This window comes from Paenibacillus sp. OK076 (genome assembly GCF_900110055.1).
Lineage (GTDB): Bacteria > Bacillota > Bacilli > Paenibacillales > Paenibacillaceae > Paenibacillus.
The window spans coordinates 70,242-95,157 of the sequence record NZ_FOCH01000007.1 but is presented as its reverse complement, the minus strand read 5'-3'; the positions used below and the strand labels follow the sequence as shown (position 1 = coordinate 95,157).

24 protein-coding genes are annotated in these 24,916 nt (G+C 45.3%); 16 read left to right on the top strand and 8 right to left on the bottom strand.

Annotated elements, in window-relative coordinates; genetic code table 11:
• Nucleotides 1-155 precede the first annotated feature (155 nt).
• Nucleotides 156-2,009, top strand: a complete 1,854-nt coding sequence (locus BMY78_RS29795) for a sugar-binding protein (RefSeq protein WP_218152292.1) — start codon at nt 156-158, stop codon at nt 2,007-2,009.
• Nucleotides 2,010-2,152: 143 nt separating this feature from the next.
• Here BMY78_RS29795 and BMY78_RS29790 read toward each other — a convergent pair whose 3' ends face one another.
• Nucleotides 2,153-2,359 (bottom strand): DUF2536 family protein, encoded by a 207-nt coding sequence (locus tag BMY78_RS29790; protein WP_090904846.1) that lies wholly within the window; start codon nt 2,357-2,359, stop codon nt 2,153-2,155.
• A gap of 399 nt (nt 2,360-2,758) precedes the next feature.
• On the opposite strand from BMY78_RS29790, the gene BMY78_RS29785 reads away from it, so the two are divergent.
• The 3 genes from BMY78_RS29785 to BMY78_RS29775 all read left to right on the top strand — a co-directional run bounded on the left by BMY78_RS29785 (nt 2,759) and on the right by BMY78_RS29775 (nt 5,733).
• Nucleotides 2,759-3,745, top strand: coding sequence for a tRNA dihydrouridine synthase (locus tag BMY78_RS29785; RefSeq protein ID WP_090904845.1), 987 nt, complete (start codon nt 2,759-2,761; stop codon nt 3,743-3,745).
• 15 nt (nt 3,746-3,760) lie between these two features.
• Nucleotides 3,761-4,330: an SF0329 family protein gene (locus BMY78_RS29780; RefSeq protein WP_090904844.1), complete on the top strand. Its 570-nt coding sequence runs from the start codon at nt 3,761-3,763 to the stop codon at nt 4,328-4,330.
• 236 nt (nt 4,331-4,566) lie between these two features.
• Nucleotides 4,567-5,733 (top strand): cobalamin-independent methionine synthase II family protein, encoded by a 1,167-nt coding sequence (locus tag BMY78_RS29775; RefSeq protein WP_090904843.1) that lies wholly within the window; start codon nt 4,567-4,569, stop codon nt 5,731-5,733.
• Between the two features lie 194 nt (nt 5,734-5,927).
• Here the strand turns inward: BMY78_RS29775 and BMY78_RS29770 are convergent, their stop codons facing one another.
• Both BMY78_RS29770 and BMY78_RS29765 read right to left on the bottom strand, forming a co-directional pair.
• A complete protein-coding gene (locus BMY78_RS29770) occupies nt 5,928-6,500 on the bottom strand; it encodes a GNAT family N-acetyltransferase (RefSeq protein ID WP_090904842.1) in 573 nt (190 codons plus the stop codon).
• A 75-nt stretch (nt 6,501-6,575) separates the two neighbouring features.
• Nucleotides 6,576-7,157, bottom strand: coding sequence for a TVP38/TMEM64 family protein (locus BMY78_RS29765; RefSeq protein ID WP_090904841.1), 582 nt, complete (start codon nt 7,155-7,157; stop codon nt 6,576-6,578).
• A 159-nt stretch (nt 7,158-7,316) separates the two neighbouring features.
• Between BMY78_RS29765 and BMY78_RS29760 the strand changes: the two genes are divergently transcribed.
• The 5 genes from BMY78_RS29760 (at nt 7,317) to BMY78_RS29740 (ending at nt 11,832) form a co-directional block, all read left to right on the top strand.
• Entirely contained in the window at nt 7,317-8,009 is a 693-nt protein-coding gene (locus BMY78_RS29760; protein WP_090904840.1) for a response regulator transcription factor, read from the top strand.
• Complete coding sequence (locus tag BMY78_RS29755) at nt 8,002-9,174, top strand: sensor histidine kinase (protein ID WP_090904839.1); 1,173 nt, start codon at nt 8,002-8,004, stop codon at nt 9,172-9,174. Before BMY78_RS29760 ends, BMY78_RS29755 begins: the two co-directional genes overlap by 8 nt.
• A gap of 330 nt (nt 9,175-9,504) precedes the next feature.
• A complete protein-coding gene (locus tag BMY78_RS29750) occupies nt 9,505-10,065 on the top strand; it encodes a DUF4256 domain-containing protein (RefSeq protein ID WP_090904927.1) in 561 nt (186 codons plus the stop codon).
• Nucleotides 10,066-10,290: 225 nt separating this feature from the next.
• Complete coding sequence (locus tag BMY78_RS29745; protein WP_090904838.1) at nt 10,291-11,205, top strand: AraC family transcriptional regulator; 915 nt, start codon at nt 10,291-10,293, stop codon at nt 11,203-11,205.
• 12 nt (nt 11,206-11,217) lie between these two features.
• Nucleotides 11,218-11,832 (top strand): GNAT family N-acetyltransferase, encoded by a 615-nt coding sequence (locus tag BMY78_RS29740; RefSeq protein WP_090904837.1) that lies wholly within the window; start codon nt 11,218-11,220, stop codon nt 11,830-11,832.
• An 84-nt stretch (nt 11,833-11,916) separates the two neighbouring features.
• Here BMY78_RS29740 and BMY78_RS29735 read toward each other — a convergent pair whose 3' ends face one another.
• Nucleotides 11,917-13,443, bottom strand: coding sequence for a carboxylesterase/lipase family protein (locus tag BMY78_RS29735; RefSeq protein WP_256222523.1), 1,527 nt, complete (start codon nt 13,441-13,443; stop codon nt 11,917-11,919).
• A gap of 208 nt (nt 13,444-13,651) precedes the next feature.
• On the opposite strand from BMY78_RS29735, the gene BMY78_RS29730 reads away from it, so the two are divergent.
• The gene (locus BMY78_RS29730) at nt 13,652-14,503 is read left to right on the top strand and encodes an AraC family transcriptional regulator (protein WP_090904835.1); all 852 of its coding nucleotides are present in this window, start codon (nt 13,652-13,654) and stop codon (nt 14,501-14,503) included.
• Nucleotides 14,504-14,667: 164 nt separating this feature from the next.
• On the opposite strand, the gene BMY78_RS29720 is transcribed toward BMY78_RS29730, so the two are convergent.
• Nucleotides 14,668-15,831 carry a glycoside hydrolase family 27 protein gene (locus BMY78_RS29720; protein WP_090904833.1) on the bottom strand — a complete coding sequence of 388 codons (1,164 nt, stop codon included), beginning with the start codon at nt 15,829-15,831 and terminating at the stop codon, nt 14,668-14,670.
• Nucleotides 15,832-16,154: 323 nt separating this feature from the next.
• On the opposite strand from BMY78_RS29720, the gene BMY78_RS29715 reads away from it, so the two are divergent.
• Together BMY78_RS29715 and BMY78_RS29710 are read left to right on the top strand one after the other, a co-directional pair.
• A complete protein-coding gene (locus BMY78_RS29715) occupies nt 16,155-16,964 on the top strand; it encodes an AAA family ATPase (protein WP_090904832.1) in 810 nt (269 codons plus the stop codon).
• A 36-nt stretch (nt 16,965-17,000) separates the two neighbouring features.
• Nucleotides 17,001-17,708: a DNA alkylation repair protein gene (locus BMY78_RS29710; protein WP_090904831.1), complete on the top strand. Its 708-nt coding sequence runs from the start codon at nt 17,001-17,003 to the stop codon at nt 17,706-17,708.
• 229 nt (nt 17,709-17,937) lie between these two features.
• Here the strand turns inward: BMY78_RS29710 and BMY78_RS33840 are convergent, their stop codons facing one another.
• Nucleotides 17,938-18,018 carry a putative holin-like toxin gene (locus BMY78_RS33840; protein WP_371129208.1) on the bottom strand — a complete coding sequence of 27 codons (81 nt, stop codon included), beginning with the start codon at nt 18,016-18,018 and terminating at the stop codon, nt 17,938-17,940.
• 243 nt (nt 18,019-18,261) lie between these two features.
• Nucleotides 18,262-18,837 (bottom strand): TetR/AcrR family transcriptional regulator, encoded by a 576-nt coding sequence (locus BMY78_RS29705; protein WP_090904830.1) that lies wholly within the window; start codon nt 18,835-18,837, stop codon nt 18,262-18,264.
• A gap of 198 nt (nt 18,838-19,035) precedes the next feature.
• Here BMY78_RS29705 and lpdA point away from each other — a divergent pair, with 198 nt between their 5' ends.
• From lpdA to BMY78_RS29685, 4 genes are all read left to right on the top strand, one after another.
• On the top strand, nt 19,036-20,421 hold the full coding sequence (gene lpdA / locus BMY78_RS29700) for a dihydrolipoyl dehydrogenase (RefSeq protein WP_090904829.1): 1,386 nt from the start codon (nt 19,036-19,038) through the stop codon (nt 20,419-20,421).
• A gap of 49 nt (nt 20,422-20,470) precedes the next feature.
• Nucleotides 20,471-21,103: a biotin/lipoyl-containing protein gene (locus BMY78_RS29695; RefSeq protein WP_090904828.1), complete on the top strand. Its 633-nt coding sequence runs from the start codon at nt 20,471-20,473 to the stop codon at nt 21,101-21,103.
• Nucleotides 21,087-22,259, top strand: a complete 1,173-nt coding sequence (locus BMY78_RS29690) for an ABC transporter permease (RefSeq protein WP_090904827.1) — start codon at nt 21,087-21,089, stop codon at nt 22,257-22,259. Before BMY78_RS29695 ends, BMY78_RS29690 begins: the two co-directional genes overlap by 17 nt.
• A 358-nt stretch (nt 22,260-22,617) precedes the next feature.
• Nucleotides 22,618-23,790, top strand: coding sequence for a DUF4317 domain-containing protein (locus BMY78_RS29685; protein ID WP_090904826.1), 1,173 nt, complete (start codon nt 22,618-22,620; stop codon nt 23,788-23,790).
• A gap of 130 nt (nt 23,791-23,920) precedes the next feature.
• Here BMY78_RS29685 and BMY78_RS29680 read toward each other — a convergent pair whose 3' ends face one another.
• Entirely contained in the window at nt 23,921-24,865 is a 945-nt protein-coding gene (locus tag BMY78_RS29680; protein ID WP_090904825.1) for an AraC family transcriptional regulator, read from the bottom strand.
• Between the last annotated feature and the right edge of the window lie 51 nt (nt 24,866-24,916).

Genomic DNA, 24,916 nt, shown 5'->3' with positions numbered 1-24,916 from the left:
GTATATCATCTAACGGGGGTGGTTCTTCTATTTAGACAGGCGAACCGTGGCCCAGCTATATCAGCTCTCCTTTGCTATGAATGGAAGTACTTTTTATGAATTGGCGGACCGGTACAACGTTTGATGAGATAGATGACTGAGGAGGAGATATTCAGATGACTAGAACAAGAATGTGGTTAAAGCCTATTTTGGTTACCATGGCTGTTGTACCTTGGGTATGTACAAGTGGTTTCGGTTTCCGGTCTCCTGTTTCAGCAGCGCCTATGCATCACACCAAGATTGTTGTAAATAACGCATACAAAATACCATCCCCAGAACCGGGAAAGGTCTCTTATAACCAAAACGGGCTCGATGCTAACGGAAGAATGGTGGCCCAATTCGGATCGCCAGTTATTGACGGTAATATGGATAAAGTGTGGAGCAAAGCTAAAGTGGTTGCACCTAAACATGTGTCAGACAACCTCGACACTTCGGTAGAATTTAAGGCTTTATGGGATGATCATGCACTCTATATTCTTGCAGAAGTTAAGGACAAAGACTTATCTGCACAATCTGTAACACCGTATATGCAGGATTCCGTGGAAGTATTCCTTGATGAAAACAATGACAAGACACAAGAGTATGGTGTGGACGATTTGCATTATCGGGTAAATTATGAGAAATTCCAGTCTATTGATAACGGCAAACCCGAGCGGATCTATTCATCTGCGAAAAAGGTGCAGGGCGGATATGTCATTGAAACAAGGATCGCACTTCAATCAAAACCGGAAAACGGAAAAGTGATGGGCATCGAGCTGCAGGTGAATGATGCGAAGGGATCGGAGCGAATCGGGACCATTAATGTTTTCGACTCAACAGGCACCGCCTGGAATGATACAGGGAAGTTTGGAGAGGTTTTGCTTACCGGCAAGAGCAAGGGGGATATCAGCGGTGTGAATCCTTATAATCTTTTGAATTTGGTCAAGCATACGATCGAGATGGATTTTAATCTGTATAAAAATGCAAATGTCGTACAAGAGGCCATGATGAAAGTTGTCTCCGAGCACGTTCTGGGCAATCATAAGATCACTCAAGAACAAATCGATCAACAGTATACTGCTTTGCAAAATGCAATCGCAAAATTGGAAATGACAGATGAAGCGGCAAACGAGAGATATTTCGAAGCGGTTCCCAATGAATATCGCGTGCAGAGTGAAAAACCGGGGACGATCCAGAGTGTAACGTACAAAGCACCTAATTTAGTGAACGGAATGGACGACAAGAGAGTGAATGTTTATCTTCCTTACGGATATGACTCCTCGGATAAAACGAAGAAATATAATGTTTTGTATCTGATGCACGGCGGTGGAGAGAATGTGGATACGATCTTCGGCGGGCCTGGCCAGAGTAAAGAGTTGAAGATCATCATAGATAACATGATTGCAAAAGGGGATATCGAGCCTCTTATTGTGGTAACCCCTTCCTTCTATGGCGGCACCAATGACACGGCTACATTCCACGAGGAACTGATTAATATCGTGCTTCCCTTAGTGGAAACCGAATTTAACACCTACACCGAATCGGCAAGTCGGGACAACTTAAAAGCAGCCAGAGCACACCGGGCCTTCGGCGGGTTCTCCATGGGTTCCGTAACGACCTGGTATACTTTTGTTCATGGGCTTGATTACTTCAAGTACTTTATGCCATTAAGTGGTGACAGCTGGGTCGTGGGCCAAACAGGTGGAGGCAGTAAACCGGTGGAAACGGCTGAATACCTGGCCAAGGCTGCAAAAGATGCCGGATACGGACCGAAGGATTTCTACGTATTCAGTGCTACAGGCAGTGCGGATACCGCTTACCCTAACTTGAAACCTCAGATTGATGCCATGAAGCAACTAACAAATACCTTCGTCTATTCATCGGATCTGACAAAAGGAAATTTCTACTTTATCGTAGCTGACGGCGGCACGCATGCTTGGTCTTGGGTGAACCAGTATATTTATGATATTTTACCGGATCTGTTTCAATAGGTTAATTTGAAATCTATGTGTATGAGATAACTGAATTTGGTATGAAAAGTGGACGCAAACGATTTTGCGTCCATTTCTTGTGTATGCCATATGTGGATGAGTACAACCGCATGTTGCTTTAACAAAGTAAAAAACCTCTTTCATCAATCTGCGGCAAAATGCACAACTGCACTATATAACATCTTGTTGCGAAGAGGGTCGAACGTCACTTGATGCTGAACCTGCTTCACCCGCAGCAACAGCGCTTTGTTCATTCCGATTCGTTCTTCGATCGCTCGTTCCAGTTCCCGGAAGTCATAAGCCTGCAGGCATTCGACTTTGTCTTTGATAATATCGAGTGAAATTTCCATGTTTGTTTCAGGCCTCCTCCATGTCACGATTTGCAGGTACAAAAGCCTGCCGAGCTTTTATTGTAGAGGAGCTTGTCCGGTTCGGCAAGAGCAAACGAAGCGATCCTTTAAAACGATGGAGGCGGTCTGATTTCTATACTGGGGGGCCAAAACGAGAAGGTAAAGTTATGCTTCAAATAATCACGAATAAACCCGTGCTGAAAATCAACTAAAGACGTGGTAAAATTGGTGGAGTGATCAATGGAGAAAAGGTATAAGTGAAGAAGAAGTAAAGACATCAAAATTTAAATTGCAACGAATCTGCTAATGTAAATGATACGATTGCAGATGTATGGCTTACGATTTTTTACTATTAATGAGGACAAAGATTGTCCTGCTATATATAGAGGAGTTTCTAATATGAAAGAAAATTTTTGGCGTGAATTACCACGACCATTTTTTATACTGGCACCGATGGAAGATGTAACGGATGTTGTGTTTCGCCATGTTGTGAGTGCAGCGGGCAGACCGGATGTGTTTTTTACGGAGTTTGCGAATACGGAGAGTTATTGTCACCCGGAGGGGAACAAAAGTGTACGTGGGCGTTTGACATTTACGGAAGATGAACAGCCCATGGTGGCCCATATTTGGGGAGATAAGCCGGAATTCTTCCGTGAGATGAGTATTGGTATGGCGAAGGAAGGCTTTAAAGGTATCGATATTAATATGGGGTGTCCTGTAGCGAATGTCGCTGAGAATGGAAAAGGAAGCGGTCTGATCTGCCGTCCTGCGCTTGCAGCGGAGATCATTCAGGCGGCCAAAGCCGGTGGCTTGCCTGTCAGTGTCAAAACTCGCCTCGGGTTCACCGAGGTGGACGAATGGCGCGACTGGTTGACTCATATTTTGCAGCAGGACATTGTGAACCTGTCCATTCATCTGCGTACAAGAGAGGAAATGAGCAAGGTCGATGCGCACTGGGAGCTGATCCCGGAGATCAAGAAACTTCGGGATGAGATTGCACCGAATACGCTGTTAACCATTAATGGAGACATTCCTGACCGTGCGACCGGACTCAAACTCGCCGAGCAGTATGGAGTGGATGGTGTTATGATTGGACGAGGCATTTTCCAGAATCCGTTTGCTTTTGAAAAAGAGCCAAGGGAGCATACCACAGAGGAGTTCCTTCATTTGCTGCGACTGCACCTGGACCTGCATGATCAATATTCAGAGCTTGAACCGCGTTCGTTCAGCCCGCTGGCCCGCTTTTTCAAAATCTACGTCCGTGGATTCCGCGGGGCAAGTGAGCTGAGAAATAGCTTGATGAACGCCAAAACAACGACTAGAGTAAGGGAATTGCTCGATGAATTTGGTAGCAAGGATTATGATGGGGCAGAGGAAAATAAATAGAATACAGGAGGTCACATGTCCTGGAGTAAATTGAAGCAGCAACTGGAGAGTTTCCTTAGTCCCACGTTAGTTGGAACCGTCGAATACCGGGCAACCAGCTACCGTTATTTACCTGATAAATCAGGCAATTGTTATATTACTGTAGATAAAAAGAATGTACTCAACATGAGTGATACAACAACCCCAATCCGATGGTATCAGACGGAGCAGGAGATCAAGAACGACCCGGAGATCATGATTCCTGTGAGCCATGAAGAGATTGAAGCCGTCAGAAAAGAAACCAAAGGGACCGTTCCAGAGGATCGTCTTCAAGTCATAGCAAGAAGCAGAAAAAGCTCAGGACATGCAAAAGAGCTCCTTTCTGCGCAGGCCGTATTAAGTAAATCCAATTTTACCGTTGCAGCGACTACGTTTTTATCTACTTCGATAGAGGATAATCTGGAGAGCAACGATATCTTGTTGAATATTCTGGCTTTGATAGACAGACGAGTTGGCAAAAAGCGAATTCTAAATATGTCTGAGCAGATCAAGTTAAAGCATCCAGCTGTGCAGTATTTTTATGAGTTGCGACGTAGAACGTTGTGAAAATTAATTAATTTCAATGACAGGCACCCTGTATCAAGGGTGTCCTAATGAACATTAGCTTAATAAGAGAATAGATGATTAGTAGACTTCAACCTGTACATGTAGGAAAGTCTACTTTTTTTATTCGATTTTTTTCTGCTATAGCTTTTAACTATAACTAGTTATGGTATTTAAGTATCTCAGTCAACCTCGTTCTGCATGATATGATAATGGTATACAACGAGGGGGTTTTTGACATGACCGATAAGTTCCAGATCGTAGGTAGTTTGTTGCGTCCTGAAGAGCTGCTGACATATAAAACGCAAATTGAACATCGTGATGATATCCAGTATCCATTCTATGAAAGCTTTGAAGGTTATGAGAAATGCGAGACTGAGGCCATCAAACAAGTGGTGAAAAAGGAAATCGAGCATGACCTGTCGATCATTACAGATGGCGAGTTCTCCAAATCGATGTGGCATCTGGATTTTGTGTGGGGCTTTGGTGGAGTTGAGCGTTATATCGCAGACCATGGCTATTTTTTCCGTGACGTGGATGGCTCTTCAAAATATGAAACACGTAAAGATATTGGCCTGCGCATAACTGGCGAATTGAGCGGTAAAAATCATCATTTCATTCAACTGTTCAAACAGCTGCAAGACACGGCGGGTGACCAGCAAACGAAACTTTGCGTTCCGTCGCCATCCCATATTTTTGGTGAACTCTCCTGGTCGGATAATATCGGCGGTACGGACGCTGTGTATCAGAACAATCAGGAGCTCAAAGCGGGTCTTGTGAAGGCATATAAGGAATTTGTGGAGGAATTCGCTGCGGTAGGCGGTAAAATCCTGCAATTCGATGATTGCTTGTGGGAGCTGTTTGCAGACGACAACCCGAACTCTCCGTTTACCGGGGAGCATATTAAGCAAGAGGAAGTGCAGGGTCTCGCCACCGAATTTATTGATATTAATAACACGGTGATTGACTTTGGTCATAGCCTGGGCTTGAAAATGTGGACACACAACTGCCGCGGCAACTATGATTCCCGCAACATGGGCGGCGGATCTTACGCGAAAATCGCTAACCTGTTCCTGAAGCAATTGAAATATGATCGTTTCTTCCTGGAATGGGACGATGATCGTGCGGGTTCTATCGAAGCCTTGGAGGTTTTCAAAGACAGACCGGAAACGGAAATCGTATTAGGGCTGTTGTCATCGAAGACCAATACACTTGATGATGAAGAGCGCGTAATCCGTTTGCTTGACGAAGCCTCCAAAATTATCGATAAGGATCGTCTGCTGCTTTCGCACCAATGCGGCTTTGCATCCTGCGATGGCGGTAACGAACTAAGCGAAGCTGAGCAATGGGCCAAAATCGTTCAAGGTCAGAAAATTGCCAACCAATACTGGGGCAGCACCGTCTAGAATTCAGGTTGAATGTGTTGTGACCGTATAAACGCATTGCCTATTCAAGAGTGTTCTGTACGATAATAAAACGGCGACTTTTCCTCTGGAATCCGTCCAGGGAGAAGCCGCCGTATTTGTTTGGTGTTGGAACGTACGTATGGATATGTTCTCATTGCTATAATTTTTTTGAACTAATGATGAGGCTTGATTCATTATTTCTGCTGTTCACGCTGTGCCAGCCATTCCTTTTTTAACAAAGCATATTGATACGTATTCTCGTATTTCGGTGTGCCGTCCTCATTTTTGACAAATGAAATGAACTCCAAAAAAAGACCTTCCCGGCGCATGCCCAGCTTCTCACATAGCCTCTGGGAACGGAAGTTGTCATCCTCGACATAGGCGTACAGTCTTCTTATTCCCTGTTCCACAAAGAGATGCTCGATGAAAGCACTGGCGCTCTCACTGGCGTACCCTTTCCCTTCAAATCTTCCATTAAAATTCCAACCAATACTGTACGTATCAGAATTCGAATCCTTATCCGAATCCCGATCTTCCCTCATGCCAAACAGCTCACCGATCAGTTCGTTACTGTCTTTCAGGCAGACCGCGATGTAGGAATCGTCACTGCTTCTTTTTGCAACCTCAGCCGCCGCGTCTTCCAACGTTGAAATCCGATGATCCATAAAGCAGTTCACTCTTGGATTTGCTGTGTATTCCAACAGTCCTGATGCGTCCGCTACGGTGAAATTTCGCAGGATTAATCGATTGGTTTCAAGGGTTTGCATGAGATATACCTCCGGTTTTCATATCAATAGATTGGCTTTGTTCATGTTGAATCTCTTTTTATTCTATCAGGCTCACTATTCTTTACTATAGGAGGGGATAGCCTTGGGTCTAGCTTTGGTTCTGTCTGACCGGGAAAACAATCCCACCAATTTCTCCCTATACATATAACCGAGCACGAACCCGATCACAGCGATAACAGAAATCATAATGGCGATCGTGTATTGTTGCATATGAATTGTGGAGCCCACAGCGGCTGATGCGATGATCCACGGCAGACAACACTTATTATTTTTCTTTTGCAGCAGCCGTGAAATATAAGCGCGACCGATAAAACGCGTGAAATAAAAGGCGATCGCTGAGCCTAATATCAAACCTACAGTGGTATACAACGAACCAATGGCTGTACCGTAAATATATCCGCCTGCGACTTGTACAACTTCTCCTGGAATAGGCGCAACCACGATCTGAAGAATATGGAATAAAATAAACATGACTGGGCCCCAATGACCTGTTGAATGAATATACGCTCTGAAGTTGTCCATGGACGACATGGTTTTAATAATGGCAGGAGAATAATAGACCAGTAGACCAATGGACATTATGATTAACAGACCCAACAATATGTTAATCATTACTTTTTTTGAAGGTTGTGGCATAGCTGACGACCCCTTTGTGTAATGACCTCTACATATTTAAAGTATAAATCGAAATTATTAAGAGATACCTACATAACTTCTGAAGAATTCTGAAGTCGATTGGATTTGCTGGTAGTCGCTAATAGCGCATATTATACTGAAATTAGACGAAGGGATCAGATGAGCAAGAAAATCCTAATTGCTGATGATAACAGTGAAATTCGTGAAATTGTAAGGATTTTGTTGGAGAGCGAGAATTATGAAGTGATTGAAGCGATAGATGGTCAAGATGCGATTGATAAAGTGAACGAAGAGACGGATCTCATTATTTTGGATATGATGATGCCCAACAAATCGGGGCTGAAGGCGTGTCTGGAGATTCGTGAAAAAACAAGTGCACCGATCCTGTTTCTTACGGCGAAAACGCAGGATTCGGACAAACAATTGGCCTTTTCCTCAGGCAGTGATGACTTTTTGTCCAAACCCTTCTCCTATACAGAACTCGTTTCGAGGGTGAAGGCTTTACTGCGGAGGTATTATGTTTATCGGGGCAAGGAGAAGACAGAAGAAGCGGACCAAATTATCATTAAGGATCTTAAGGTCCATCAGGATGCAAAAAACGTATTTATTGGCGAGAAGGAAATCTCGTTGACGGATATTGAATATCAGATTCTACTGTTGCTGGCTAAGAAACGACGAAAGGTATTTTCCGCGGAAAATATCTATGAGAGTGTATGGAAACAACCCTACTTTTATACGTGTAATAACACGGTGATGGTTCATATTCGTAATTTGAGAAGTAAGCTGGAAGATGATCCGCAGAACCCTAAATATGTGAAGACCGTTTGGGGGAAGGGGTACAAAATTGAATAGATTGCTCATCGGTAAAAAACTGAAGCTCAAACTGGTTCTCGCCATAGTTATTTCTTTGATGTTCTCCATCTGTGTGTTCATTGTGTTACAAGTTGTTGGCGAGACTGTATTGGATAGTTATTTAAGCAAATCCACTTTTGTAGAGAATCGGCAGCGAGATGCACTGAATCGATTCGAAACCTTCGTGAGTAACCAGAACGTGTCAACCCGTGATCATGAGCAATTGTCTGCTTGGATAAGTCATGAGCGCTACTTAAATCTGTATATTTTTGCAAAAGACCAATTGATATTTTCCTCCAACACGGAGATTGATCCTGCCATTAATGAAGAGCTGTTAACTCAATTTGTGCCATCGAAAATACCGGTTACCACCATTCATTTCGCTGATCAGGATGCCCAAATCTATCTGGTTGGTTTCTATGAATATCAATACTACAACCTCATTCTGATTCTTGGTGTGTTCTTCGCGCTCATTATATTCATTATTTCCTTCCTGCTGATGATTAACAAAAAGACCTCGTATATTGGTTTGCTGGAACGTGAGATCAAAATACTGGAAGGTGGAAATCTGGATTACAGCATCACGGTGTCGGGGAAGGATGAACTGTCTTCGCTTGCCTTAAGTATTGATGAGATGAGAAAATCATTTGTGGAGCGACTCAGCAGCGAGGAGAGAGTGAGAATGGCCAACCGCGAGTTGATCACAGCGATATCTCATGACTTGCGTACTCCGCTTACGATTCTGCTGGGATATATGGACATCATAGAGCTTAACAAGTTTAAGACACAGGATGATCTGTTGCAGTATATCCATAACAGCCGAGAGAAAGCATATCAGATCAAAGCGCTGTCGGACAAACTGTTTGAGTATTTCACGGTATCCTCTGCTGCGGAAGAAGAGGAAGTGGAATTTGAAATGTATGAGGGCAGAGCGCTTATAGATCAACTCATTGATGAGCAGTTGGTGGTCTTGGATCATGTCGATGTCCAGGTTCAGCCGGATGCTGATCATCCTAAATTTTTGCTGGAGATCAATCTGGTGGCTATACGGCGTGTATTTGACAATATATTTTCCAATATTAAGAAATACGCGGATACCTCATATCCTGTTCTTATCAAGGTAGCTTTGCAGCAACAAACGGTCTTGATTGAAAAAAACCTGTAGATAAAAAGAAAGACAGCAACGAGATCGGGCTGATGAGTTGTCAGAAAATCATAGAGCAGCATAGCGGCACGCTGAGGATATCGCAGGAAGGAGGTACCTTTTCACTGCAAATCGTGCTGCCCGTCATCCAAACAGAGAAGACTCACGTTAAGACGTAATGAAAATGAACCAACCACCGTTGGACAAGGAACGAGTGTTCATGGAGCTGGACTCGCTGGGATACTCTGACAGGATGAAGCGGATAGCGCTTCTGTGACATCTGACTTTATAACATTCCACCATGCATGCAACAACCTATTGAAGGGAGAAATATAGATGACAACAAGCCCAATGGATGAGAGGAAGTTATCGCCAGAACAACGCAAGGGACTGCTCAACACCTTGAAAGCCCGTTTTGAAAAAAACATGAACCGTCATCCAGGTATGGAATGGGCCAGCCTGGAAGCCAAATTTGAGGCTCAACCTGAAAAACTGTGGTCACTCCATGAAATGGAGAGGACTGGCGGCGAACCGGATGTTGTGCATTATGACAGCAAGGCAGACGAATATACTTTTGTGGATTGTTCAGCGGAAAGTCCCAAGGGACGGAGAAGTGTCTGTTATGACCGTGAAGCGCTGGAGTCAAGGAAAGAGCATAAACCACAGAATAGTGCGGTTGGAATGGCAGAGGACATGGGCATTGAGCTTTTAACAGAAGAGCAGTACCGGGAGCTGCAGAAGCTGGAAAACTATGATTTGAAATCGTCGAGTTGGGTGACAACACCTGCTAATATTAGAAAACGGGGCGGGGCCATTTTTTGCGATCGTCGCTATGATACGGTGTTTGTCTACCACAATGGAGCAGAATCTTACTATGGTGCAAGAGGATTTCGCGGATCGTTAAAGGTCTAAATTATTAAGCCCACTAAACCTAAATAATATCACCTATGTTTTAAGCTCAAGTGGTATGGCGACTTGAGCTTTTTTGTTTTGGGCATGGATACGTATACGAATAAAGCAGTAGTACTCTATAGAAATTTTATACAATCGAAGTACCTGTAAGGTATCCTGTTCGGATATACTGAGTGTATAATTTTGGTAGTTCATAATACATAGACTAATTGAGGGGTTCAACACATGAATAGTGAATATAAAGATAGAATGGATAGAGTGATCCAATATATTAGGCAAAATAGTCATCAAAAGCTCAACCTCGATATGTTGGCTGACGTTTCAGGTTTTTCAAAATATCATTTCACAAGAATATTCACATCGTTGGAAGGTGTGTCTCCAATAGCATTTGTAAATCGAGAGCGTTTACAGAAGTCTGTATATCTTTTGGGTGAAAACAATAGAACCATATTAGAGATATCTAATTATTGCGGCTTTGAATCGGTATCCGCCTTCAATGCTCTCTTTAAGAAGCACTATGGTAAGACCCCAAGTGAAGTTCGAAATAACATCAGAAAACATAGCAATTATCCCTTACATTTTAGCAAGAAGCAAGAAGAGTTATCTCCGTTGGATGATTACAATGGAAATGGAAGAAATCATCTTTTAAGGAGGGCTTGGGGGAAAATGATAACCATCAAGGAACTTCCAGATTATGAAGTGGCGTATGTCAGACATGTGGGGAGTTATTTGCATACTCATGTGGCATGGGAGAAGTTGGGGCGCTGGGCAAGCGAGCAAGGAATTACTCCGACTGATCATTATTATATTGGGGTGTCTTTGGATGATGGAAATTTCGTCGAAGAATGGGCTTGCCGATACGATGCTTGTGTAACATTGCCCCCTGGATTTGAGAAGTTTCAACATCAGGGGCAAGTAGAATTTAGAACGCTATCTGGTGGAATGTACGCTGTATATCCATTCTACGACACCATTGATCAATTCGTTCTCGCCTATGAAAATGTATTTGGCTTATGGTTGCCGAATAGTGAGTATGATGCCGATGACAGACCAAGCCTTGAGTACTGCATGAATGATCCGGCGAAGGATGAGCAAGGGAAATGCAAAATCGATTTATGTATTCCGATCAAGAAGATATAGGGATGTGACAGAATGAATTTGGATGCAGTTTATGATCAACTTCCGATCCTAAAATCAGATGAACTGGTGTTGAAAAAGATTGAAGATCAGCATGTTAACGAAGTTTATGAAATCTATGATAATGTCAATGTGTTTGAATACTGCGGTATCATACCCAAACACAATAAAGAGACTGTGAAGAAGATGATTGGGCATTTCGAGAGAGATTATCATAAGAGATCAAGGGTGAAGTGGGGGATATTTGCCAGTAATGAACCCGATCGGTTGCTTGGCATTATTGAAGCCGTCGATTTCAACCTGAAAGTGAATATGGTGACGATTGGTTACTTTTTAGCAGAATCTCAATGGGGGAAGGGAATTGCGACCCAAGCGGTAGGGATGTTGCTCGAATTTTTGTTTATGAAGGTTAACGTTAATAGGATTCAGGCCGAAGTGATGCCTGCAAATGAACATTCGAAAAAGGTGTTATTAAAAAACGGTTTCATCCATGAGGGAACGCTTAGACAAGCTACCTTATGGTCAGGTAAAGGAATTGTCGACTTGGAAATTTACGGTATGCTAAGAAAAGACTATGCAATCACATCATCAATACTCAATGGTGGGGAAGACGCGCAAACAGGCGAATGAAAAAATGGCTCAACCATCACACTGTAAAAAGAGCCATGCGTCAGCATGGCCCATACATATATTATGAAAGGACAGGCTCATTTCTTAAACAGCATGTACATTCTGCTTCTTGAAATATTGATCCATTAGAAACGCGAGCATCGGTTCAGGATCTGCCTTCTGTAATTGAGACTGATCCCCGAATTCCATGAGATACGGCTGAGCAGTGGTGCAAGGAATCCAATGAGGCATCAGATTTCCGGTGGTATCTGGGCCGTTCGGGTCACCGGTAGCAATAAAATTGGACAAATAATTGCACATCTGGCGGGCCAGATCATAATGTTTACCCACGAAAGGGCGCCAGCATTTGGCGAGTGTTTCGAAGAAAAACCACAGATCGACAGAGTGGAAGGTACCAGGCTGGTCCCAGCCGGGAATCTCGGCGTCGAAGTTGTAATAGTAGAGCGGCGTTTCAGATGGATGACCGCTATTCGCACGGATGGCGAGCAAGATGGCATGCTGGATCATGCGGACAGAAGCTTGTTGCAGGGCATGCTCGAATTGACCGGTATCGGCCTCGCATAGCTGCAAAAAGACAGGAGCATCCTCGCCGAAAAGCTCTACAGCCATCTGCTTCAGTTCATCCAGATTGTCTGCAGCGGGACGGGTCCAAAATTCGGAAGAGGTATGCCCCAGCATCACGGGGATCGGCTCGCGTTCCTGCTGAATAAAGCGGGTAAATGGATCACCTGCGCAGAATTGATCGTCGATGACGGTTCCCCAAAAGCCTTTGTATTCCAGGGCTTTGTCACGCAGATATTCGGCATCCAGTTGTCTGGCCTCAGCCAGAGAGGATACGCCAAGGAAGCGGAAAAATTCAACGCCTTCCTGCTCTGCATCCCGCAGTGTGGTGCGGACCGCAGGCACGCGGACCTTCGGGTACAGCTCGGTAGCGATGCCGCTCATGATGACGGCTCGCTGGAACAAGCCTTTATTTTGTGGAGAGGTCATCTGGCTGAGCACACTGCCTCCGCCTGCCGACTGCCCACCAATCGTGATCTGGTCAGGATCACCGCCAAAGGCGGCAATGTTGCGTTTGACCCACTGGGTACCTGCTTGCTGATCGAGATGTCCGAAGTTGGCCGGTGCATGTGGAGATTCGGCACTGATCTCGGGGTGACACAGGAAGCCGAAGGCATTCAGGCGATAGTTAATTGTGACGACGACAATGCCTCTGCGGGCAATTCGCTCGCCATCAAATTCCATTTCGGCAGTGTTCCCGACCTGAAGGCCTCCCCCAAAATACCAGACAAAGACAGGCAGTTTCTCATCTGTTCGTTTGGCGGGTGTCCAGACGTTCAGATACAGACAATCCTCGTCCATAGGCAGATCCGGATCAACGGCCCATTCGCGGGTATAGATGTTGTTATCGTCTATGACCGTTTTGGCTTGCATGGAGGTGGGGGCAAAGTCAAAAGCTTTCAGAGTGCCATTCCAGTTGGTCTGCGGCTGTGGAGCGCGCCAGCGATTCTCACCTACAGGAGGTGCGGCAAAAGGGATTCCCTTAAAGCTGGTAATACGCGGGTCCGCTGCGGGCAGTCCTTGCACTTGTCCGTGTTCTACCGTTACCATTCTAAGCAACACAACATTCTCCTCTCTGGATTTAGCGTATATCAATCATGCCGATCAAAGACGTGTGGATGCGCTTACAATTATGTGGGGCGCATTGCCCTCTATTTCCATAATAAGCAACTTGCAGCGATGTTTCCAGTACCAAACGATAGTAAATAGGTACACCGAACGCCAGAACAGGGCGTCTTCAGAAATGGGGGAATCAAGGTTGAATCCGATTTGGCAAGAGAGCAGCAGAGCCAGTCATTTATATTTTATCAGCGGCGGTCACAAGCCAGCTAACCTTCACCAATGGGGACCAGGAGTACGTGACGTTTATGCGCTGCACTATATTATTCGCGGCCAAGGGACGCTGGAGACGGGCGGCGACGTTTTTCGGCTGGGTGCGGGGGAAAGCTTCATCATTTTCCCGCAAAAAGAGATCTACTATTACCCGGACGCGTACGATCCGTGGGAGTATGTCTGGGTGGAGTTCAGCGGAGCTGACGCCGGGCGTTTGCTGGAACTGACGCAGCTTTCAGAGGTACAACCCGTGGTGACGAAGGCGCCGGAGACGCTGCAGCCCTTTTTTCATCTGGCGTGGAACGCGGGCGTATCGGCCTGCGAAATGCTGCGGGCGGATGCTCGTTTACGTCTGCTGCTCTCCTATTACATGGAATATTATCCGAAGGAGCCGCAGGTGGACACCAAGGATTATGTCTGGCTGGCCAGAAAGTACATTGAGCAGAATTATTGGAAGCCAGCCTTGACCGTCACGGAAATCGTAAAGGCAGTCAATCTGGAGCGCAGCTATTTGTTTCGACGGTTTAAGGGAGCTACCGGCAAGTCTGTGTTGGAGTATATTACATCGTGCCGAATCCGGCGTGCCTGTGAACTGCTGAAGACGTCGGGCTTGCCCATTCAATCGGTGGCTTACTCGGTAGGCTACAATGATCCGTTATATTTCTCCAAAGTATTCAAGAAAGCAACATCACTTACGCCATCAGCGTACTTGATGCTGCATGCGGAACCAACAGAGCTTCAGCGGAACAGAGCGCAGTTGCCGGATTCCCGAAAATAACGAATCAGCCTCTCAATAGGCTCTCGCCCGCAATTCAGCTTCTTGCCAAGGCAGTCGATGCACGAAAATTGCTGGGCAGAGCGGGATACCAGCTTCAGGTAGATAGCCACATCGTCCGCCGCAAGAGGAACCTGACAGGACTGGCACAGGCGGTTGCTGACCATCTACTTCACCAGCTTGGCCCAGACAATGAGGCAATCATGTGCTGCAACAACGGGAGCGAAGCGTTCGCGGAACACGCCCAGTTCCTTATGCTCCCAGCAGTCGTACATTGACAAGGCATAACCGGCAGCGTAAGGCAGACCCATATCCCAAAATTGCAAAGACAATTCCCGCTGGCTATCACTCAGATTGAAGAAACCGATGGCCAGATCGCCGTCTGTCAGCACTTTCACGAGCATAAATACATCGTCTGTGTGAAACCATTGTGGCTCCGGTTTAATACGGTAAGCTCCGCGTGCCTCCATATCCTGATTGATGGCGATCAGGTCGGGGTTCAGCAGAATATCCTTCGTGACTTGGTTAGCCTTACGCACGTCACATCCAATCATCAATGGTGAACCCATCATGGACCAAAGCGAGAAGTGAGTTTTATACTCAATGTCGTTGCATCCGCCGATACTGCCAATATAATCATTGTTGCTTCCACCGTACATACCCACAATCAGCATATCCATGTCGTTATGGCAGAAAGAGCCGGTGTAGCTTTGCTTCCCGAGTTGGGACAGGGCAAGCTCTTTTACTGAATCCCAATTGTCGCGGATATCGCCGGTAGAGCGGTACATATGAGCCCCCGATTCCCGAATCCAATCGTATACATCGTCGGCTCCCCAGTTGCAGGCGGAGAACAGGATATCGCGTCCGCAGTTTTTGAGCGCGAGGCTCATCCGTTTGTACAGCAGCTCGCCTGAGATATGGCGCGGCTTGAAGCAGTAATCATACTTCAAATAATCAACGCCCCATTCGGCAAAAAGGGCAGCATCCTGGAATTCATGCTCAAAGCTGCCTGGATACCCGGCACAAGTATGTGTGCCAACGCATGAATACATACCGAACTTCAGTCCTTTGCCATGAATATAGTCGGCGAGCGCTCTCATTCCGCTTGGGAATTTCTCGGGATCTGCTACGAGATTGCCGCTTGCGTCCCGTTCTTTCAGGCTCCAGCAATCATCGATTACGATGTACTCGTAGCCGGCGGCCAGATAACCTTCCGATACGAACACATCAGCGACATCCCGAATTAACTGTTCGTTAATATCCCACGTAAAGGTATTCCACGAATTCCAGCCCAGGGCGGGGGCAAAGCCTAACACTTGATTGTTACTCATGATCTCGCATCCTTCCTCTTCTCGGTATCGTTAGTAGAACTAAACTGAACTTAAACGATGAGTACCCTTTCCAGCCATAGCTAGACGTTGCTTGGACATGGACAAATGATGCTCTACTCGTGGAAGCAGCCTTCCCGATTAGACAAGTGGCAGATATTTAGAATGTTGTCGGAATAAGCATAAGAAAGGAGAAATGTCCGCCTGCGAAGAAGTTATATTCTTTTAGGTGTCTTGTGCGAATTCTTTCTGAGCTATCCATTTGTTGGCCCAGGATGTGTACGGTCATCCGTCCTCTAACAGAATGAGGGATAAGGAGTGAGCAGATGATTTATTTAAGCAATTTCAAACTGTCTTCGGAAATTTCCAGCAATCCCAATATATATCCTGATCATGTATTCAAGCATATGTCAGGGGAAGCCCTTTTTTTTGATCGAGTTACGGTGCTCTATGGCAGCAACGGTTCTGGCAAATCCACCTTGCTGAACGTAATCGCCAACAAGTTGGGAATCTCGGGTTCTGAACGAATGACAACTTATGGACATAACGCCTATGTGCAGCGTTTTCTGGATATGAGCCATTATGAACTTGGGCGTGATGAACAGGAGCGTGTCATCCGGCAACTGCCGGAAGGGAGCCTATACATCAAGTCAGAGGACATTTTGTATGAAATTAAGAAAATTCAGCAAGCAAATGCGCTCCGCGAAGCACTGTTGTATGAACAGATTCAGCAAGGAATGAGCAAAGCCGAGACAGAAGAGTTAGAGCATTCCTATGCTTTTAAGAAAAAACTGGATAACATTCAGTTTTCTCAGGAAAAATACTCTAATGGGGAAACTTCCATGCAGTTTTTCGAAGAGTACCTGCTTCCGGGCCAATTATATTTATTGGATGAACCAGAAACGTCGCTTTCTCCTGCTAACCAAATCAGGCTGGCAGAGCAAATCAATGAGTTGGCGCGTTATTTTGATAGTCAATTTATTATTTCGACGCACTCGCCCTTTGTTTTGGGGACGCTTCATGCTAAAATTTACAATCTCGACGGAACGATTTTGCAAACGGCAGAATGGTTCGAACTGGACAATGTGCGATTTTTCCACCAGTTTTTCGACAAACATAAGCGTCTGTTTGATTAGGCATAAAAAATTAATAGGGTTAAGGGGTGTTGGGAATTGAATCTGGATGAAGTAATGCAAGAGCTGGAGGCACTGGGCAAAGAACGAACAAAGAAAATATATATGTCCAATGGCGCACATGAACCGCTTTTTGGGGTGGCAACCGGAGCGATGAAACCCATGGCGAAGAAAATTAAAAAGGATCAACCTTTGGCTGAGCAGCTTTACGCTACGGGGAATTATGATGCAATGTACTTTGCTGGCGTAATTGCCGATCCCCAAGCGATGACGGAAGCTGATTTTGACCGTTGGATCGACGCTGCTTATTTTTACATGATCTCTGATTTTATCGTTGCCGTCACGTTGGCAGAGACGGATATTGCTCAAGAAGTTTCGGATAAGTGGATCGCGAGCGGAGATGAGCTGAAAATGTCAGCAGGATGGAGCTGCTACTGTTGGTTGCTTGGTAGCCGACCGGATAGCGAATTCTCCGAAAATAAAATGATGGAGATGCTCGAACGGGTGAAAAAGACGATTCACGAATCTCCGGAACGAACGAAATATTCGATGAACAACTTCCTGTACACCATCGCGACATCCTATCAACCGCTGCACGATCAGGCAGTGGAGACAGCTAAGGCCGTGGGACCTGTTGAAGTCGACAAGGACAAACCTAAGAGCAAGTTCCTGCAAGCTTCCGAAAATATTCAAAAGGCAGTGGATAAAGGGCGAACGGGGTTCAAGCGTAAATATGTAAGATGCTGATGCTTTCGCCTTATCGTCAGTTTTGGCATAGTGAACATGTGAATAACATGGCTATGCTTTGGATTGAAATCCACAATCACCATGTTATAATAAGGACAGAAACAGCTTATAATGCAAAGAGAGCCGTGCGCTAACACGACTCTCCGATGCAATAGCCGCTTTTAAGGGCGGTGGGCTTAACAAGCAGGGTACCGACTAAATAGACCGCATCCCTTAGCCAGAGGGCGGTCTATTTGTCTTTATTGGACAGCAGCGCTACAAGCAGCAAACCGAAGGTAAGCATTAGCATAATTGTTTCAAATACTGTCACAAGGCATCACCTCCCTCCCGGGAGATTAGCCGACAGCCCATATAAGCCTTTCCATTGCTCTGTGAGTATACCATATTTTTCTTGGAGCTAATAGATGACAATAATTCGTTTTCATAAAAGTCTTGGCGTGATCATTACCCAATACAGTGAATGTGAAAATAGCGTTACGGTGGCTAGTATGAAGAATTATTTAGTTGAAAACAAATAAGAGAAAACACGCCATTTATAGGCGTGTTTTTATGTTTACCCCTGCATACTTCTAAGCATTTCTTTGGCTTGCAGCCTGCCCGCCGCGAGGAAGCTGTCGCTTAGTTCAGGATCACTAACAGACCGCGCAAGAACAAGCGAGCCAACCATGGTACTGAACAGTGCACGACCTTTGGACACATCCATATCTGCCAGATTGGAGATAAAAGCAATCATCCGCTCCAGTTCATGAGTGAACACCTGCCGAACCTCTTCGGAGGAGCGGGAGATTTCGCCAGAAAGTGCAGGAAAAATGCAGCTCATTTCTGTTTTGTCGCGGTGATAGGGACTGAGATAATAATCGATGACTGTATTGATTTTGGGATTCTGCTCTTCCTGATCAGCGACTTTCTGAAGAAGTGCGATGGTATCACTGATGGCATATTCACAGGCTTCGGCGACCAACTGTTCCTTGTTGTCAAAGTGTGAGTAGAACCCTCCATGAGTCAATCCGGCTCCCTTCATAATGAACGGTACACTGACGTCCTGAATACCATTGGTGCGAAAAGCCCGAGCCGCACTCTCAACAATTTTACCTCGTACTTTTATTTTATGGCCTTTGGGATAGGGCATTATCATTCACTCCATAATTTTATGATTCTGCTTTTTAAAATATTATAGTCATCATAATAAAGCCTGTCAATTTGGCGACTGAATATCTGTTGCTTTACAAAAGGGCCAAATACGGTTGTTGACGGTCTTAAAATATGATGGTTATAATATATTATGATCATCATATTTTAAACAGCTTCAAATCGGGAGGAATCAGGAATGAGTAAACTTGAATCTGTAGATACGTTAGTTATTGGATCAGGTCCGGGAGGATATGTGGCGGCGCTTCGTTCTTCACAACTGGGGATGAAGACGGCAATCGTCGAACGTCAACAGCTCGGCGGGGTCTGCACGCATGTGGGTTGCATACCATCCAAAGCATTAATTGCGGAATCACACCGCTATGATTTGTTCAGACAGTTCAATCAAGCTGACGCGGCAGCGACATTTAAGATTGCTCAGCATTTTAAGCAGGGGGTTGTGAATAAACAGGCAGGTGGCGTCCACTATTTGTTAAAGACTGCGAATGTGACCATTCTCGAAGGCGAGGCCAGTCTGGTGGATGAGCACACAGCGCTGATCCAGCAAGCTGGACAGGAGCAAAGCATTTCTTTTGAAAATCTCATACTAGCAACGGGGTCTCGTCCGATTGAGCTGCCAGCATTTCCAGTTGGAGGTCGTATCTTGTCTTCCACAGAAGCACTGTCTTTGGGGGAGGTTCCGAGTAGTCTGATTGTGATCGGCGGAGGTTATATTGGTGTGGAGCTTGGACAGATGTATGCCAAATTCGGAACCAAGGTAACGATTCTGGAGGGAGGCGCACAAGTATTGCCCGGATTCGAGGCGGAACTTGCAGCCCCGGTAGTTAAACAATTAAAGGCGGACGGCATCCACATCGTAACCGGAGCGATTGCCGAAAAGGTGGAGCACAATGCGGATTCCATTACACTGCATTATTCAAAAAATCAGGAGCAGCAACAAGTTACAGCAGAATATGTATTGGTCACAATCGGCAGGAAACCCAATACAGACGGCCAGTTAGGACTGGAACGCATAGGTTTGCCCGTAACGAACAAAGGACTGGTTGAGACGGATGAACAGTGCAGAACGGTTATCCCTCACATTTATGCCATTGGAGATATAACAGCAGGTCCGGCACTCGCTCACAAGGCATCTTACGAAGCGAAAGTAGCAGCAGAGGCCATTGCAGGCCTTACCTCCAAAGTGGATTACAAGGTGATCCCGCTTGTTGTCTTTTCTGATCCAGAGCTATCCAGTGTTGGAGTGAGTGAGACGGAAGCCAAAGCACAGGCCATTCCGATGGTTATTGGAAAATCTTCTTTTGGGATCAACGGAAGAGCATTGGCGTTAAGGGAAACCGAAGGTTTTGTGAAAATAGTGGCTAACCCGACTTCAGGAATTGTCATTGGCGCGCAAATCGTTGGCGTGGAGGCATCCACACTGATATCGGAGCTCGCACTTGCAATTGAAATGGGCGCAACCGTAGAGGATCTGGCCATGACGATTCACCCTCATCCCACTTTGGGAGAAGTGATCATGGAGGCAGCCGAGAACGCGGTCACCAAAATGAAAAAGCAAAAATAGTCAGCAAATTTAACCATACACGAGGATTGGGAATGGGAGAGATAAAAGAATGAAGATAAAAGCAGGTTTGTATATCGGAATTGCGATGGTGCTCATTGTTGGAGGTTCACTTCTGGCTGTTAAAGGGAAGGATGCTGTAAGTCAGGCTGAGAGCAGGAAACAAGGCATACTTGAGGCAGAACAAACGACTTTATTTTATCAGAATAGTCCTGGGGCAATTGTAGAGGCAGGTGCTTCTGCAGGTGACTCCGTGAAAGAGGGAGAGGTGCTTTTCAAAGTGAAATCAGCTGGGGAAGGAGAAGTGGATGTACTCGCGCCGTATGATGGTTTGGTTGACCGAGTTACTGTAAAGCAGGGAGATCAAGTGCAAGCAGGAGTGCCGCTGGCGGTTCTGCAAAAGAATAATTACTATACGGACCTCTACATCCAGGAAAGTGAAGTTCAAAAGCTTGAAGTGAATCAAAGCATTGATGTTCATTTTCCGTATTTGGATCAGCCAGCACAGTTGAGTGGGGTTGTTACTTCCATCTCATCTGCCCCACAATTCGCGAGCTTGCGCATGTCACGGGAAAAAGGGCAAGCTGATCTAAGTATGTTTCTGGTCCGAATATCGATGGATTCGAATGCTGATCTGCTTCCCGGGATGACGGCAGAGGTGAAACTTGATGAAATCACTGATTGACGAGTGGAAGTACGTCGTAGGAAGTAAGTATATACGGCTAATTTTTATTGGGCCAATGATTGCAGCCTTATTTTTCGGCTTAATGTTCTCGCAGAATCAACTCAGTAAATCACCAGTTGTGGTCATTGATGAGGATCATAGCGAATATTCACGGCAGTTGATCTCCAAAATAAATGCCTCACCATATATGAGCGTCAAAAGTGTGTATGCGAGCCGAATGAGTCCGGAAACATTGCTTGCCAATGAGCAGGCTGTTGCGGTCATTATGCTCCCCAATCATTTGGGAATGCGTCAACAACAAGGGAAATCGACGAATATCGGCATATTGATGGATAACACCATGCCCTCGGGGCTAACCGGAATCCGGACCGCAATTCAGGAGATCATCCAGACAGAAAATATGACCCTTTCCATAACACGTCTGATCCAGAAAGGGATGGATGCCGAAACAGCTAAAGGAATCGTGTCACCGTTATCCCTTCAGCAGCGTATGCTGTTTAATCCAACCTCCAGTTATGTCGGTTTTATGGTGCTAGGATTTGTGAATATCGTAGTATTGATGATTACGACAAGCGCAGCGGGCTCGATTGCACCTCGGCTTCGTCAGGAAGGAAAACTGTTTGCAAACGGAAAGTCACCTTTCCAGCTATGGATTCGGTCTGTACCTTACGCAGTGTTAAGTTCACTTTCGCTGCTCTTATCCTATGGATTGTTAAAGCAGGTGGGAGGAATGCGATTTGAAGCGGAGCCTTATCTTTTTATTATCCCACTGGTTATTTATTCCTTCGCCTTGTCACTCATGGGTATGTTGATTGGATACACAGCCAAAGACATATCCAAAGTCAGCCTACGAACCAGCTTTGTATTGTATCCCTCCTTTCTGGCTACGGGAATTCAACTAACGCCGCTGGCATTTCCAGTACCATTCCAAATTTTCGCATGGGCTTTACCGATGAACTGGCTTAACCGCCTGATTCGCGGGATGGCTTTTCGGGACGGAGCGATTACAGCCTACAGTCAGGAGTTGGGGGCATTGCTTATTATTATTGGCGTTGTGTCCTTGTTCATGGGGTTACTGTTTTTGCGTGAAGGGAAGAAAGTGTCTCCCAGCCGTGAACCCCTATTGAATGCAGATGTGTTGCCAAGCAGCAGTTAATTGAAAAGATAAGCAATGAAACGAGAACAGACGCACAGGAAACATTCCTGATGCGTCTTTCTTTTTAGTTACCGCAGATGACATATAACGATAAAGGTCCTTTTATATAAGTTCAATTAACATTTTCACGATAACGGAGAGGACAGAAATAACCTGAAGAAGCGAAGCGTTCGCCTTTATCCCCGGATTTTACCATTAAAAAAATCAAAAAAATCTGGGGATAACAGTGATCGGAAGGTTGTTCTGTCATCGGCGGAGTACCCGTGGAAATATTCTTTAGTTGAACTTATATAGCGAAGGTTTTTTATATCGTTTATACTTGTAAGGCCAATTTACTTGAGGAGTTGTCTAACGAATCATGAATAAAAAAGAAGTCGCGCATATACGTAAACAGTTTAAGATGGATCATGATTTACTGAATATTTACGATATTCTCAACGTGTATATTACGAAAGAAACGAACGAGATCTATCATTGGGAGCGCCATCCGTTTGAGCTGGTGGACAGAGAGAAACAGGAACTGTACATGGGCAATTTCAAAAAATTGCTGACGGGTGAGCTGGATCAGAAATTGTTTGAGTTGAAGTTCCAGGAGCAAGCAGAAGAGCCGGCTCAGGTGATGCTGCACCAAGCACTGGTAACAGGAGATCCGGAGGAATGGCAGGACCTGATGCTCCTGCTGGTGGAAAGAATGTTGGCGGATGCCAAGTATGAACGGGATATGGTGGTCACGTTCGTTCGTGGACAGTATTATCTGCCGACTAAGGCTAGAAACGAAGCTACGGAAGAGAGCGAGAAAAACGAAGTGTTCGCACATCCATTCATTCTGTGCAGTGTGAATTCGACGGAGAAGCAGCGGAAAACGCTCTTGTTTGACTACGTGGAGAGAGAATTTAAGTACAATGTGATTGTAGATCCGGTTGTCAAATTAAGCACACCGGAGCAGGGTTTCCTGTACCCCAGCGTGACGGACAACTATTCCGATGTGAATCGTGTTCTATATTGCACAGGGAAATCCAATTTCCCGGACCCTCATTTTGTTGAAAATGTATTGAATGGAGAACGATCAGTTACAGCACTGGAAGAACGGGCGATCTTCGAAGATATCGTGAAGGAAGTGGCCGGTGAACAGCTCGACTCCGCCACCATTGCACATGTGTACGAGGAGATCAACCGGGTCATCGAAATTAACGAAGAGTCACATGAGGAAGAACCTCCGAAGCTCGATTATAAAGATCTGGAACGTGTGCTGACTGCAAGCGGTGTAGAGGACCTGACGTCGGAGAAAGTGGAACGTGCTTTTGAAACCATCGTCGACAACAAGAATTATGAAATGAAAGCAACCAGTGTTATGCCGAAGTTTACGTCCAAGTCCATTAAGATTGAAACCAAAGTTGCTACGATTTCGGTTAGCCCCCAAGACCTGAGATATGTGAAACAAGTGAATTTCCAAGGCAGACGGTGTATCATGATTGAAGTGGACGAAGATGTCGTGATTGAAGGGTTCACGCTTACGACAGAGGTACTGTAGACTCGTTTATCAATCCCTTTATTCGTGTTGAATTAATGAATAATAATCCAAGGAACGTAAGAAGACGCTCGAGACTCGCTCCCGAAGCGTCTTTAATTTGCCTATAAACTCTATCGCAGATATCCCTTCCCTACACCCACCCCGTAAACTCCAAAATGGAGGCTTTGGCAGATTGCACTTCGGACTGTGCGCCTTTGCGCCATTCTTTCGGCGATTTCCCCATAAGTTTGGAGAAGCAGCGATTGAAGCTGGAAATGGACTGAAAACCGACTTGTTCGGAGATTGAAAGAATGGAAGCGTCCGTGCTTTTTAATTGTTTGCAGGCTTCTTCAATTCGGGTGCTGTTTAGGAAATCCAGGGGTGCGGTTCCCATGATGTCATGGAATTTTCTTCGAAAATGAGTGGTGCTTAGGTGGCACAAATCAGCGAGAAAATCGATGGTGATGGGCGACATATAGTTTTTGGTGATATACTCCAGAACCGGAGAAATAACAAGATCACCTTTTAGATTATGCTGCGTTTCTTGGTCTGCCAAGGGTTCATGCCGGGAATGGGTTCGCAGGAGTTCGATATAAAGGGATAGCAATAAGCCATAGGCACTTTCCTGATATAAAGGATTTTTCTGCTTTAATTCCTCTACAACGGATGTCGCAAGGGTATAAATCTTCGGATGTTCCTTCCTGTTTAGAATGCAGTTCAATCCCTTAATGGTCCTCAAATTGGGCTCGAAATTACTGTAGGCACTGCTCTTAAACGATTGTTGAAAGAGGTCCTCGGGCGAGAAAAAGAGATAAGACCATAAGCTGGCTTCATTGGGTGAACTATACGTTGTATGAGGAAGATATCTGGGGATAAAGGTCACGTCACCGGCTTTAAAAGGTACCGATTCACCTTTGATCTCCATCATGCCGCTATCCGAATGGCAAATACCAATCTCCAGATGGTTGTGGAAATGAAGATGTTCACTTTTGATATCGGAGATTTTCCAACGTTCACCGCTTAACAGCAGAATTGGAAAATGGATCGGCAAGCTATAGTGGCGGTATTCAATAATGGGCTGCTTTTTTCTGGGCACATTCGATAACTCCCATTCATAAATGATTGAAATTGCGCAGTTTTGTTGCGA